The sequence below is a fragment of the Bailinhaonella thermotolerans genome (assembly GCF_003594875.1).
Lineage (GTDB): Bacteria > Actinomycetota > Actinomycetes > Streptosporangiales > Streptosporangiaceae > Bailinhaonella > Bailinhaonella thermotolerans.
The window spans coordinates 139649-152177 of record NZ_QZEY01000011.1 but is presented as its reverse complement, the minus strand read 5'-3'; the positions used below and the strand labels follow the sequence as shown (position 1 = coordinate 152177).

At 75.4% G+C, this 12529-nt stretch carries 13 protein-coding genes; 7 read left to right on the top strand and 6 right to left on the bottom strand.

Going from position 1 to position 12529, the window contains the following annotated elements; all coding sequences use genetic code 11:
* Positions 1–58: 58 nt before the first annotated feature.
* Positions 59–1042: a hypothetical protein gene (locus tag D5H75_RS25640; protein WP_242454507.1), complete on the top strand. Its 984-nt coding sequence runs from the start codon at positions 59–61 to the stop codon at positions 1040–1042.
* A 23-nt stretch (positions 1043–1065) separates the two neighbouring features.
* On the opposite strand, the gene D5H75_RS25635 is transcribed toward D5H75_RS25640, so the two are convergent.
* Together D5H75_RS25635 and D5H75_RS25630 are read right to left on the bottom strand one after the other, a co-directional pair.
* Positions 1066–2406 (bottom strand): GH1 family beta-glucosidase, encoded by a 1341-nt coding sequence (locus D5H75_RS25635; RefSeq protein WP_119929081.1) that lies wholly within the window; start codon positions 2404–2406, stop codon positions 1066–1068.
* 84 nt (positions 2407–2490) lie between these two features.
* Positions 2491–3117 (bottom strand): NAD(P)-dependent oxidoreductase, encoded by a 627-nt coding sequence (locus tag D5H75_RS25630; protein ID WP_119929080.1) that lies wholly within the window; start codon positions 3115–3117, stop codon positions 2491–2493.
* A 110-nt stretch (positions 3118–3227) separates the two neighbouring features.
* On the opposite strand from D5H75_RS25630, the gene D5H75_RS25625 reads away from it, so the two are divergent.
* Together D5H75_RS25625 and D5H75_RS25620 are read left to right on the top strand one after the other, a co-directional pair.
* A complete protein-coding gene (locus tag D5H75_RS25625) occupies positions 3228–3599 on the top strand; it encodes a winged helix-turn-helix transcriptional regulator (protein WP_119929079.1) in 372 nt (123 codons plus the stop codon).
* A gap of 151 nt (positions 3600–3750) precedes the next feature.
* Complete coding sequence (locus D5H75_RS25620; RefSeq protein WP_147425277.1) at positions 3751–4179, top strand: hypothetical protein; 429 nt, start codon at positions 3751–3753, stop codon at positions 4177–4179.
* A gap of 114 nt (positions 4180–4293) precedes the next feature.
* Here the strand turns inward: D5H75_RS25620 and D5H75_RS25615 are convergent, their stop codons facing one another.
* Positions 4294–5223 (bottom strand): NADP-dependent oxidoreductase, encoded by a 930-nt coding sequence (locus D5H75_RS25615; protein ID WP_119929077.1) that lies wholly within the window; start codon positions 5221–5223, stop codon positions 4294–4296.
* A gap of 124 nt (positions 5224–5347) precedes the next feature.
* Here D5H75_RS25615 and D5H75_RS25610 point away from each other — a divergent pair, with 124 nt between their 5' ends.
* Positions 5348–5737, top strand: a complete 390-nt coding sequence (locus D5H75_RS25610) for a winged helix-turn-helix transcriptional regulator (RefSeq protein WP_119929076.1) — start codon at positions 5348–5350, stop codon at positions 5735–5737.
* A gap of 84 nt (positions 5738–5821) precedes the next feature.
* Complete coding sequence (locus D5H75_RS25605) at positions 5822–6661, top strand: alpha/beta fold hydrolase (protein WP_119929075.1); 840 nt, start codon at positions 5822–5824, stop codon at positions 6659–6661.
* A gap of 126 nt (positions 6662–6787) precedes the next feature.
* Here D5H75_RS25605 and D5H75_RS25600 read toward each other — a convergent pair whose 3' ends face one another.
* The 3 genes from D5H75_RS25600 to D5H75_RS25590 all read right to left on the bottom strand — a co-directional run bounded on the left by D5H75_RS25600 (position 6788) and on the right by D5H75_RS25590 (position 9849).
* Positions 6788–7321 (bottom strand): DUF1697 domain-containing protein, encoded by a 534-nt coding sequence (locus D5H75_RS25600; RefSeq protein WP_119929074.1) that lies wholly within the window; start codon positions 7319–7321, stop codon positions 6788–6790.
* Positions 7322–8285: 964 nt separating this feature from the next.
* A complete protein-coding gene (locus D5H75_RS25595; protein WP_119929073.1) occupies positions 8286–8825 on the bottom strand; it encodes an AAA family ATPase in 540 nt (179 codons plus the stop codon).
* 79 nt (positions 8826–8904) lie between these two features.
* Positions 8905–9849 carry a TetR/AcrR family transcriptional regulator gene (locus D5H75_RS25590; protein ID WP_119929072.1) on the bottom strand — a complete coding sequence of 315 codons (945 nt, stop codon included), beginning with the start codon at positions 9847–9849 and terminating at the stop codon, positions 8905–8907.
* A 68-nt stretch (positions 9850–9917) separates the two neighbouring features.
* Between D5H75_RS25590 and D5H75_RS25585 the strand changes: the two genes are divergently transcribed.
* Positions 9918–11636, top strand: coding sequence for a right-handed parallel beta-helix repeat-containing protein (locus D5H75_RS25585; RefSeq protein WP_119929071.1), 1719 nt, complete (start codon positions 9918–9920; stop codon positions 11634–11636).
* A 156-nt stretch (positions 11637–11792) separates the two neighbouring features.
* Entirely contained in the window at positions 11793–12413 is a 621-nt protein-coding gene (locus D5H75_RS25580; RefSeq protein WP_119929070.1) for a TetR/AcrR family transcriptional regulator, read from the top strand.
* Positions 12414–12529: the final 116 nt, after the last annotated feature.

Below are 12529 nucleotides of genomic sequence, written 5' to 3'. Positions count from 1 at the left end.
GGAGAGGGCGGAGGTGTCTGGCATGGAGGGCTGGCCGGGGTTCGCGGGGGCTTTGCATGTGAGCAATGGGGATTGCACCGACCTGGTGGGGACGGGGGTGGTCCGGCGGGTTCTGTACTGGCGGGACGTGTTGCACGAGGGGCCCGTTCCCGCGGTGGGCCGGGAGGAGTTGCGGCGGGTCCGGGGGGAGTTCCTGGGCGGGGCGGAGACGGTGCGGCAGCTCCGGGAGCGGGACGCCGTGCTGGAGGGGAACCGCGACGGGGAGTACGTTCTGTGGTTCGAGGCGGACCTGTACGACCAGTTGCAGATCGTGGAGATCCTCTCCTGTCTGGGAGAGCTGGGGGTGGCGGCGGAGCGCGTCCGGTTGATCTGCGTCGGGGAGCACCCCGGGATCGCCGGCTTCGGCGGCTTGGGGGAGCTGCGGGCGGAGGAGCTGCGTGAGCTGGCCGCGACCCGCGCGTGCGCCGTGCTCACTCCGGACGCGTTCGAGCTGGCCGCGCGGGCGTGGGCGGCCTTCCGGGCGCCGGTGCCGGACGGGCTGGGCGCCGTCGCCGCCGCCCGGCCGGGTGAGCTGCGCTTCCTCGGGGAGGCGTTCGACCGGCTCGGCCGCGAGTACCCCTCCACGCGCGACGGGCTCTCCCTCACCGAGCGGCGCATCCTCGCGGCCACCGAGCGGGAGGCCGCCCGGCGGGAGGCCACCGGGCGGGAGGGGGGCGGGTGGGGCGCGGTCGCCCGGGACGTCTTCGTGCGCGCCTCCGCCCGCGAGGCCCGCCGCTTCCTCGGGGACACCTGGGCCTTCGCCGCGATGGAGCGCCTGGCCCGGGGCGCGCGCCCGCTGCTGGAGCTCCGGCCCGCCGGCGCCCCGGTCGGGCCCGCCACCCGCCTCCGCCTGACCCCCGCCGGGACGCGCGTGCTGGCGGGGGAGGAGGACCACGTGCGGCTCAACGGGATCGACCGCTGGATCGGCGGCGTCCATCTCACCGGCCACGACGTCCCGTGGCGGTGGGACGAGGGCAGAGAGGCCCTGACGCCGGCCCCCTGACCCCGCCCCGCCCGGGCTCCTCGCTACGCCGCGCGGGGACGGCGCTGGGCGGCGATCAGGTCGCGGTACCAGGTGAAGGAGGCCCGCGGCGTGCGCTTCTGGGTCTCGTGGTCCACGTGGACCAGGCCGAACCGCTGGTGGTAGCCCTCGGCCCACTCGAAGTTGTCCGTCAGGGTCCACACCAGGTAGCCGCGCACGTCCGCGCCGCGCTCGATCGCCGCGTGGACCGCGCGCACGTGGGCGTCCAGGTAGGCCACGCGGTCGCCGTCCTCGACGTACGCGTCGCAGGAGCAGCCGTTCTCGGTGATCCACAGGGGCGGCAGGGCCTCGCCGTACAGCTCGGTCAGCTCGACGAGGGTCTGGGTGAGGCCGTCGGGGACCACCGGCCAGCCGAAGGCCGTGCGCGGCACGCCGGGCGGGAACTCGGCGAAGTCGAACGGCAGCGGGCTCCCGGCGGGCGGGGCGGCCAGCAGCGTCGGGTTGTAGTAGTTGACGCCGAGCCCGTCCAGCGGCGCGGAGATCACCGCCAGGTCCCCGTCGCGGACGTACGGCAGGGCGCCGGCGGCCAGGCCGTACGCCGACAGGTCCGGATACCGGCCGAGCAGCACCGGGTCGGTGAACAGGCGGCGGTGCAGGGCGTCGTAGGCGTCGGCGGCGCCGCGGTCGGCGGGGGTGTCGCGGGCCGGCCTGGCGGGGGAGTAGCTGTTGGTGAGCAGCACCTTCGCGCCGTGCTCCTCGCGCAGGAGGCGGGCGGCCAGGCCGTGGCCGAGGAGCTGGTGATGGGCGGCCGGCAGCGCGTCGAGCAGCAGCGTGCGTCCCGGCGCGTGCTCGCCCAGCGCGTAGCCCAGGCTCATGTGCTCGAACGGCTCGTTCAGCGTGATCCAGGCGCCCACCCGGTCGCCCAGCCGTACGGCGACCGCGGAGACGTACTCGGCGAACCGGTGCGCCGTGTCCCGCTCCAGCCAGCCCCCGGCGTCCTCCAGCGCCTGCGGCAGGTCCCAGTGGAACAGCGTGGGCAGCGGCGTGATCCCGCGCTCCAGCAGCCCGTCCACCAGCCGTTCGTAGAAGTCCAGGCCGCGCGGGTTGACGGCCCCGGCCCCGGCGGGCACGACGCGCGGCCAGGCGATGGAGAAACGGTAGACGTCCACCCCCAGCTCGGCCAGCAGCGCGATGTCCTCGCCGTACCGGTGGTAGTGGTCGCACGCCACGTCGGCCGTGTGCCCGTCCCGGATCACCCCCGGCCGGCGCGTGAAGGCGTCCCACACCGACACCCCGCGCCCGTCCTCCTCCAGCGCCCCCTCGACCTGAAACGCCGAGGAGGCCACCCCCCACACGAACCCATCCGGAAACCGCGGCTCATCCATGCCCCAGAGCCTAACGTGAGCCAGCCTCATGTTCCACTGCCCGGCGGGGCGGCGGGTCTCCGCCGCCGGCCGGGGTGGGGTGGGTCAGGAGACCGCCAGGTGGGTGTGGTGGTGGCGGGGGGTCTCGGCCTCGTCCAGGAGGGCTATGGCGAAGTCGGCGTAGGAGACGCGGTCGGCCAGGTCGCCGTGGTGGCGGATCTCGTAGCGGCCGGTGCGCTCCCCCTCGTGGTCGAAGTCGCCGGACGGGCTGACGTACACCCAGTCCAGGGGGCCGCCCTCGGCGCGCAGGACCTCAAGGCCCTCGGCGTGCCGGTGGCAGAAGGGGCGGAACTGGGCGGGGAAGCCGGCGGCGTCCACCAGCCGGATCCCGTCGGGGCCCGGCAGCAGCGCGGAGAGCCCGACCGCGACGAGCCGGTTCACCCCGGCCCGGCCCAGGCCCTTGACCAGCGCCCGGGCGGCGCCGGTGAAGAACTCCGGCGAGTCGATCACGGCCGCCGCGTTGATCGCGGCGTCGTGCCCGGCCGCGAGGGCGGCGACGTCCGCCGCGTCGGTGACGTCCCCGGCGGCGACCCGCACGCCCTCGCCGGCGGGGCCGTCGTAGCGGGACGGGTCGCGGACCACCGCGGTGACCCGGTGTCCGCGCCGGGTCGCCTCGGCGACCGCCTGCCGCCCGGCGCGGCCGCCGGCTCCGAAGACCACGAAGTTGCCCATCGTCGGAATACCTCCCGTTGAGTCGATACGGGGAAAGGTATCCACGGGGGCGGTTACCTCCTGGATACCGCGACTGGAGACCGGGATCCGCCGGCGGGCAGGATGGGGGCATGACGCTTCACCGGCCGCTGCCCCCGGACATGTTCGACGAACTGTGCCCGTCCTCGCTGTTGCCGTTCCGGTTCGGCGACAAGTGGGCGGCGCTGGTCATGCGCTGCCTGGAGGACGGCCCCCGCCGGTTCTCCGAGCTGCGGGTGCCGCTGGCCCGCGTCACCCCGAAGGTGCTCACGCAGTCGCTCCGGGGCCTGGAGCGCGGCGGGCTCGTCTCCCGGACCGTGCACGCCGACCCGAAGGCGGGGGTGGAGTACGCCCTGACGCCGCTGGGCCGCAGCATGCTGGAGCCGATGAACGCCGCGTGCGAGTGGGCCGCCGAGCACTGGGACGAGCTGCTGGACGCGCGGGAGCGGCACATCGCCACCTGACCGCGTGCGGCCGGCGTTCAGGTTGGGAAGATCCTCTGAGCGCCGCCGCTATGAGGCGTCACGCTCGGGTCTCAGAGGGCTCGAAAATTCGGCACGGATGGGGTGATGCGTGCTGGTATGCGGGACACCCCAGCAGTGCGAGGAGAGTCCCATGAGACGAGTGTTCCCCCTCGTCATGATCACTTTGGCCGTCGCGGCGGCGGGTTGCGGCGGGGGTGAGGAGAGCCCCGCCGGCGGTGGCGGCGCGGCGCCGAAGGTGGCCTGCGAGCAGGTCGGCCCGGACCTGATGAACGCCATCGCCGAGGGCCGCGAGAACGGCGTGGCGCTCAAGCCCGCCAAGGCCGGCGCCTACCGCGCGCCCGGCGGCCAGGAGGTCTACCTGGTGGCCATGAGCTTCACCGGCGGCTCCGGCGAGCAGTCCGGCGTCTGGGCCACCAGCTCCCTCACCGGCGACGGCGGCGCGATCATCGCCGTGGACGACATCGCCCAGAAGGCCACCGGCTGGCCCGACATCAAGCCCGGCGCCAAGATCCCCACCGGCCCCGCCGAGATCTCCGCCGCCAAGTCCTGCCTCAAGTGACCGCCCCGGCGCCCCGCCGCACGCCGCCACCCCGGCGCACGCCCCGGACCCGCGCCGCCGTACGCCCCGGACCCGCACCGCCGTACGGCATGCCGGGCCGTACGGCGGTGCGGGTCAGACGGTGACGCAGAGCTTGCCCACCGTGCCGACGGGGAAGGTGGCCAGGGCCTCCAGGGCCTCGGAAAGGGGGTAGGTGCGGGAGATGGGCGTGCGGAGGCGCCCGGCGGCGGCCTCGGCCGCGAGGTGGGCGAGGGTGTCGGGACGCGGGTCGGCCATGATCGTCGTGGTGGTCACGCCCCGCTCCGAGGGCAGCTCCGGCGTGTGGTGGATCGTGGACGCGAAGCGCCCGCCGTCGGCCAGGAGGGCGGCGATCGCGTCGCCGTCGCCCGCCAGGTGCAGGGCCGCGTGGAGGCCGCCGGGGGCCAGGGCGCGGACCTGGGCGGCCAGGTCGCCCGTGTGGTCCACCGTGTGCGCCGCGCCCAGGCCGGTGACGAACGCGGCCTCGGGGCCGGGCTTGGCGGTGGCCAGGACGACGGCCCCGCGCGCCGCGGCGAGCTGGACGGCGTAGCCGCCGACCCCGCCGGTCGCGCCCGACACGAGCACGACCTCCCCGGGGCCGGGGGAGACCGCGTCCACCGCGTTCAGGGCCGTGGTGGCCGCCAGTCCCAGGGCGGCGGCCCGGGGCAGGGACAGCCCGGCCGGGACCGGCGCGACCCCGTGGGCCGCGGGCACCACCACGTACTCGGCGAACGCCCCCTGGCCGAGCGTGGGCCGCATCACCACGCCGAACACCTCCTGGCCCACCGCCGGGGATTCCACGCCCTCGCCGACCGCGGCGACCACCCCGGCGAAGTCCTTGCCGAGCACCACCGGGAACTCGTGCTCCTGGGCCCCCTTCAGGTATCCGCCCAGCACGGCCAGGTCGAACCCGTTCACCGTGGAGGCCCGGACCTCGACCAGCACCTCGCCCGGCCCGGGCTCCGGCACCGGCAGGTCCGTCAGCTCCGGCCGCTCCCCGAACCCGCCGAAGGCCACAGCGCGCATGTCTCTCAACTCCTCTTCGAGGCGCACCGCACCCCGTGTGTGTTACGTACTTTTTGTGCGCGACCAGAGTCTGGAGCAGAATGACCGCATGGCGGAAGAAGGCACTTTGCCCAGCGTTGCGAACATGGATGTGCGTGGCCCGATCGGCCGCGACAGCGAGACCTGCCAGTTGCGCGACGTCCTCGACCGGGTCGGCGACAAGTGGAGCGCCCTGGTGATGGCCCTGCTCGGCCAGGGCCCGCGCCGCTACTCCGAACTGCACCGCGCGATCGAGGGCATCTCCCAGCGCATGCTCACCCTGACCCTGCGCGGCCTCGAACGCGACGGCCTGGTCATCCGCACGGTGACCCCCACCACGCCGCCCCGCGTCGACTACGCCCTCACCCCGGCGGGCCGCACCCTGTCCATCGAGCTGGCCTCGCTCATCCGGTGGGCCGAGCTGCACCGGGAGTACGTCACGGAGTCCCGCCGGCGGTACGACGAACGCGAGGCCCTGCTCAAGACGGGCGCCTGACCCGGGGCGCCCGTGCCGTCGGCGCGCCCGGCCCGGGCCGTACGGCGGTTGCCGGGGGTGGGATGGGCTGTCAGGATCTCCCGCATGCCTACCTTCACCGCCCAGGACGGGACGAAGCTCGCCTATCACGTGGCCGGGACGGGGGAACCCCTCGTCTGCCTGCCGGGCGGGCCGATGCAGGACTCGGAGTACCTGGGCGACCTGGGCGGGCTCGCGGAACGCCGGCGGCTGATCCGGGCCGATCCGCGCGGGACCGGGGAGTCGGGCGTTCCCGCCGACCCCGCCTCCTACCGGTGCGACCGGCTCGTCGCCGACGTCGAGGCGCTGCGCGAGCACCTGGGACTGGACCGGATGGACCTGCTCGCCCACAGCGGAGGCGCCAACCTGGCCGTCTCGTACGCCGCCCGCCACCCGGGGCGCGTCCGCGCGCTCGTGCTGGTCACGCCCGGCCCCGCCGCCCTCGGCGTCGCCGTGACCGGTGAGGACCGGATGGCGGCGGCGCGGCTGCGGGAGGGCGAGCCGTGGTACGGCGAGGCCCGCGCCGCGCTGGAGCGGATCGTCGCCGGGCGGGCCGGGGACGGGGACTGGGCGGCCGTCGAGCCCTTCAGGTACGGCCGCTGGGACGACGCCGCGCGCGCCCACCTGGCCGCGCAGGAGGGCCGCCGCAACGACGAGGCGGCGGCGGTCTTCGCCTCCGAGGGGGCCTTCGACCCGCCCGCCCTGCGCGCCGCGCTGACCGCCTTGGACGCGCCCGTGCTCGTGCTGGCCGGGGAGGCGGACCTCAACACGCCGCCGCGCGCCGCCGCCGAGATCGCCGCGCTGTTCCCCCGGGGGGAACTCGTCGTCCAGGCCGGCGCGGGCCACTTCCCCTGGCTCCACGACCCGGCCGCGTTCACCGCCGCCGTGGCCGCCTTCCTCCGCTGACGAGCCCCAGCGCCCCGCCGTACGGCCCGGCGGGGCGCGGCGGCCCCATGCGCGGGCCGTACGGCGGCGCGGGGCGCTCGGCGGGGACGGGCGGTGCCGCCTCGCGGGTGCGCGGGCGAGGCGGCGTCAGGACTCGGCGAGGGCCAGCAGCCGGGTCACGGTGTTCCAGTTGCGGGCCGTCAGCGGGAGGTTCCAGCGCTTCTCCACCAGCACCGGCAGGCGCGTGCGGCGCATGCCCTCGGGGAAGTTGACGTACAGCTCGCGGCGGCCAGGCCGCATCTCCTCCGGGGCGTACTCCTCCGGAGGGATCGCCAGGATCCCCGGGTCCGGCTCCCGCGCCAGGAACAGCACCGCGAACTTCGCCGGGTCGGGCACCTCCAGCGGGTTGCCCTCCACCACCTCGCGCAGCTCGGCCGCCGTGCGCACCATCACGCGCACCCGCACTCCCAGCTCCGCCGCGAGCCGGTCTTCGACCGCCGCCGCCACCGCGTCGCCGTCCCCCGCGCCGCCGTCCGGGACGGTGAACACCGCGTTCCCGCTCTGGAGCAGCGTGCGCACCTCGCCGTACCCCATCCCCTCCAGCATCGCCCGCAGCTCACCCATCGCCACCCGGGGCCCCGATCCCGCGTTGACCCCGCGCAACAACGCCACACACCTCATCCCAACCCCCTTCCCCGCGCACCCTACCCACCCCCCGACCACGACCCCGCACCGACCACGACGCGAGGGTACGGCGACGCGGCGGGTAAGGCGACGCGACGCGGCGGGTAAGGCGACGCGACGCGGCGGGTACGGCGGCGCGACGCGGCGGGTACGGCGGCGCGACGCGGCGGGTACGGCGGCGCGACGCGGCGGGTACGGCGGCGCGGCAGGCGCGGCGGACGCGAGGTGTGCCGGGACGGCGAGTACCGGAGGGATCGGCGCGACCAGAGCGGGAAACGTTCGCCGGCCATCTCGCTGCGGCGCCGGAGGGCGGTACTCCCCCCGGAAGGTCCCTCCCCAGCGAACGTGAGCAGGCACCCACATCTCCCCGTGATCATGCAGTTTTGCGCACACCGTGTGCTTAAACTGCATGATCACGGCGAAGAAAGGACCCGAGGAGTTCCTCCCTCAGGGAAATCACCTCCCCGGGAAACCACTTCGCGGGAATCACCTCCCGGAGGAAGCCTCCACAGGAGCCACCTCCCGGGGAAACCGCCCTCGGGGAGTCACGGTGCGGGGAGACGTCGCGTGGGGGTCACGGTGCGGGGAGACCTCGGGTGGGAGTCACCTCGTGGGAACCTCTTCGCGGGAATCCTCGCGAGGAGGGGTGGGGGCGCGAGCGGCGCGGGAAACCCTGTGATGCGGGGCTGGGGCGGCGGGAGGGACGGCGGGGGCCGCACCGGTCCCGGGGTTTTCGTCCCCGCGCCGGAACCGGGGAGCCCGGCGAGCCGGGGCCGCTCCCCGTCGCGGCGGACTGCCCGAAGGGGTCCACGCGGACACCAGAGACTCCCCGGCCGGGCCCGCGCCAGCCGTACGGCCACAGCCCTCGATCAACGGGGCGCCTTCCTCGCCGTGATCATGCGGTTTTGCGCACACCCCGTGCTTGAAGCCACATGATCACGGTGGGGGAGCGGTGGCGGGGTCAGGGGGTGGGGAGGCGGTAGGTGGGAAGGGCGGTCAGGATGGCGGCGGCGGTCTCGGCGGGGGTCTGGGTGGTGGAGTCCAGGACGTGGGGCTCCAGGGGGCCCAGGTCGGCTAGTTCGTCGTACATGTGGAGGACGGGCCCGGGGTCGGTGAGGGCGTCGCCGGTGCGGGCGGTGGCGCGGGCGAGGGCCGTGTCGCGCTCGGGGCGCAGGACGACGTAGTACGTCGAGATGCCGTGCTCGGCGGCGGCCTGCTGGAACGGGGGCAGGAACCACGGGCCCACGATGCCGTCGAGCGCGACGTGGTAGCCGCCGGCGGCGTAGCCGTACGCGCAGGCCGTCATGACCCCGATGACCACCTCGTTCTGGCGGCGGGACTCGGGGAGGTGGGGCGGGACGAAGCCGCGGCGGATGCAGGTGTAGAAGTCGTCGGTGTGCAGGTGGACGCTGGGGGACAGGTCCTCGGCCAGCCGCCGTGCGACGGTCGACTTCCCCGCCCCGGGCGGGCCGCTCACGATGATCACCGAGGCCGTCTCCATGTGATCATCCTGTCACAGCGGCGGGGGCGGGCCCGGGCGCGCGCCGGGGCGGCCCGGCCGGCGGCTCTCCCCGGGCGGGTCAGCGGGACTTGCGGCGGCGGTAGGCGCGCTGGCGGCAGGCCCGGGAGCAGTATTCGCGGGGACGGCCCGAGGAGGGCTGGGTGACGGCGGTCCCGCACTCCCGGCATGGAGCTGTTTCGTCACGGGTTACGTCACGCGAGGGGTCGGGGGCGGCGCGGCGGCGGATCAGCACTTCGATGCCGTCGAGGACGCGGGCGAGGCCGAACTCGAAGGGGTCGGCGGGGTCGTCGTAGGCGCCGGACTCCCACAGCCAGGTGAGGGTGGGGTAGCGGTCGAGGCGCGCGAACAGGGAATCCCGCGCGCCCCACCACTCCTCGTCGCTGACGCCGGTGTCGCGCTCGGCCTCGGCCGCCTCGTTCAGGGTCTGCGCCTCGGCGTCCAGGAAACGCCCGACCAGCCCGACCGCGGCGACGATCTCGCCGGGCGGCAGGCCGGTGCCCCGCAGCGTGTCCAGCATGCGGTCGTAGAGGGCGACGGCGTTCGGGCCGGGCACGTGCCGCCCGCCCCGCACCTCCGCCAGCCAGGGGTGGCGCCGTCGCAGCTCCCAGCCCTGCCGGGCGCACGCCTCCAGGCGTTCCCGCCAGCTTCCGGCGGGCGGCGGCCCCGGCTCCTCGGCCAGCACGGCGTCGCGCATGAGGTCCACGAGGTGGTCGCGGCCGGGCACGTGGCGGTAGAGCGACATGGTGGTGAAGCCCAGCCGCTCGGCGACCTTGCGCATGGACAGGCCCGCCAGCCCCTCGGCGTCGGCCACCTCGACCGCCGCCCGCACGATCCGGTCCAGGCTCAGCCCCGGGCGGGCCCCCGCGCCGCCGTCACCGGAGCCGGGGCCGCCACCCGACCCGTCGCCGCCAACGGAGCCGCCGCCGGAGCCGTCGCCGGAGCCGTCGCCGGTCCACAGCAGCTCGACCGTGCCGTCGGGGTCGCCCCCGCTGGTCCGCGCCATCTCCGCCTCCTTCGTTGTTTATGGTATACACCCTGTGTACGCCATAAACATCCCAGAAGGGTTCTTCCATGCCCGGCCTTTACGTCTCCCCCCACGGCGACGACTCCTCCTCCGGCTCCCTCGACCACCCCTTCGCGACCCTGGACCGCGCTCTCCGCGCCGCCCGCGAGATCCCCGGCGACGTCGTCGTGCACCTGCGCGAGGGCGTCCACACGCTGACCGCGCCCCTCCACCTGACCGGCGACGACGACCGCCTGACCGTCCAGGCCCACGGGTACGGCGGCGGCGCCCCCGAGCGCGCCGTGGTCAGCGGCGGCCGGGCGATCACCGGCTGGCGGGAACGCGACGGGGTGTGGCTGGCCGACGTCGGCGACCTCGACGTCCGCCGGCTCCAGGTGGACGGCCGCCCCGCCGTACGCGCCGGGATCGACCTGATCCCCGGCGAGGCGCGCAGAACCGACACGGGTTACGTCACGGACAGCGAAGCGCCGCTGGCCTGGCGCACGCCCGGTGTGGAGTTCGTCTACCGCGGCCTCTACCCCTGGACGGAGGCCCGCGTCGCCGTCGCCGCCGTGGCCCCCGGCGACGGCGGCACGGAGATCACCATGGTCCAGCCCGCCTTCGGCTGGGCCCGCGACCTGTACAACTCGGCCTGGGGCGGCGAGGTCATGGCGGGGCCGGGCCTGCCGACACGGGTGGAGAACGACCCGTCCTTCCTCACCGAGCCCGGCACCTTCGCCCTGGACCGCTCCCGCCCCGGCCACCACGTCCTGCACTACCGCCCCCGCCCCGGCGAGGACCCCGCCCGCACCCGCGTGGTCGCCCCCGCGCTGGAGGAGCTGGTACGGCTGAGCGGGGCGCGCGAGGTCGTCTTCCGGGGCCTGGTCTTCACCGGCTCCACCTGGTCGCGCCCCGGGAGTGAGCGGGGCTTCCTGCACTACCACGGCGCCGGCTACTACGACGGCGGCCCGATCGAGAAGGTCGACGTGGCCGAGGGCGCCTGGGTCACCGTGCCCGCCCGCTCCGAGACGATCCCCGCCGCGATCACCGTCGAGGACTGCTCCGGCGTCCGCTTCGAGGGCTGCCGCTTCACCGGCCTGGGGGCGACGGCCCTGGCCGTCTCCGGCGGGACGGCGCCGGTCGTCCGCGGCTGCGACTTCGACGAACTCGCCGCCTCGGCCGTCAGCGTCACCGGGGCCCGCGACGCCCTCATCGAGGACAACCTCATCCGGCGCACCGGCCTCGACCACTCCGGCTCCCCGGGGATCTCGGTGCAGTCCACCGTGGACTGCGTGATCGCCCACAACCACGTCTCCGACGTCCCGCACTGCGGCATCGTCGCCGGACCGGCGCGGGGGACCCGGATCCTGCGCAACCTCGCCACCGGCACGATGTCCGTCCTGGCCGACGGCGGCGGGATCTACCTGTCCGGCCCGCAGGGCGACTCCCCCGAGAGCGGCGCGGTGGTCGCCGGGAACGTCATCACGGACACGCGCACGCCGTACAACTTCGCCCTGTACACCGACTACGGCGCCGCCTGGGTCACCGTCGAGGGCAACGTCGTCTCCCGCGCCGACAACACCGCCGTCCTCCACGTGCACCCGCCCCTGGAGCACGTCGTCTACCGGGGCAATTTCTGGGACGCCGACCCGGTGGGCGGCGACGCCGTCCCCGAGGGCGTCACCTACGAGTCCAACCGGACCATCGCCGACGAGGAGGCCCTGACCGCCGCCACCGCCGAGATCCGCGCCCGGGCGGGCGTCCTCACGCCGCGCCACCCCGCCTGACCGCCCCGCGGCCCTGACACGGGAGGCGGCCGCCCCGGCGCGCCGCCTCCCGCCCGCGACGCGCCCCCTCTCGCCGCGCGTACCGCTCAGGTGGGCGCGGCGGGGGGCTCCGCCGCGTAACATGCGTGCATTCGCGTATGTAAATGAGGGGGCGGGATGGACGGGGCACGGCGCAGTCAGGCCGACCGGCGGGCGCGGAGCAGGAGCGCGATCCTCGCGGCGGCCGCGCGCGGCCTGTCGCGGTACGGCTACGCCAACCTGGTGCTGGACCGGGTGGCGGCCGAGGCCGGGTACACGCGCGGGGCGCTGTACCACCAGTTCTCCGGGAAGGAGGATCTGGCGCTGGCCGTGGTCGCCTGGATCGAGGAGACCTGGACCGCCGAGGTCGGGCGGCTGACCCGCGAGGTGGCCGACCCGGTCGAGGCGCTGCTCGCGGTCGCGCGGGCCCACGCCGTCTACTGCCGGCGCGACGTGGCCGGCGCGCTGATGACGCTGCGCACGGAGTTCGCCGGGCAGGACCACCCGGTCGGCCGGGCGATCATGAAGATCTTCGACCGGCTCGTCGCCGAGTACACCCCCCTCATCGCCGCCGGGCGGGAACGCGGCACGCTCCCGCCCGGCCCGCCGCCCGAGGAGACCGCGCGCGCCTACCTCGCGACGGTCGAGGCGGTGGTGATCGCCCTGGCCGGGCGCGAGCCGTACGACGCCGAGCTCGCCGATCGCGCCGCGCGCGGCCTGCTCGGGCTGCCGCCCGCGCCCGCCGGCCCTGCGGGCTGAGCCGGGGGGACGACTACTCCCCGCGTCGTAGTCCGGCGGGCGGCTCCTCCCGGCGTGGTAGCGGCGGGTGTCTCCGCGGGCGGGACGCCCCTGACCAGCGGCCGGACCACGATTGC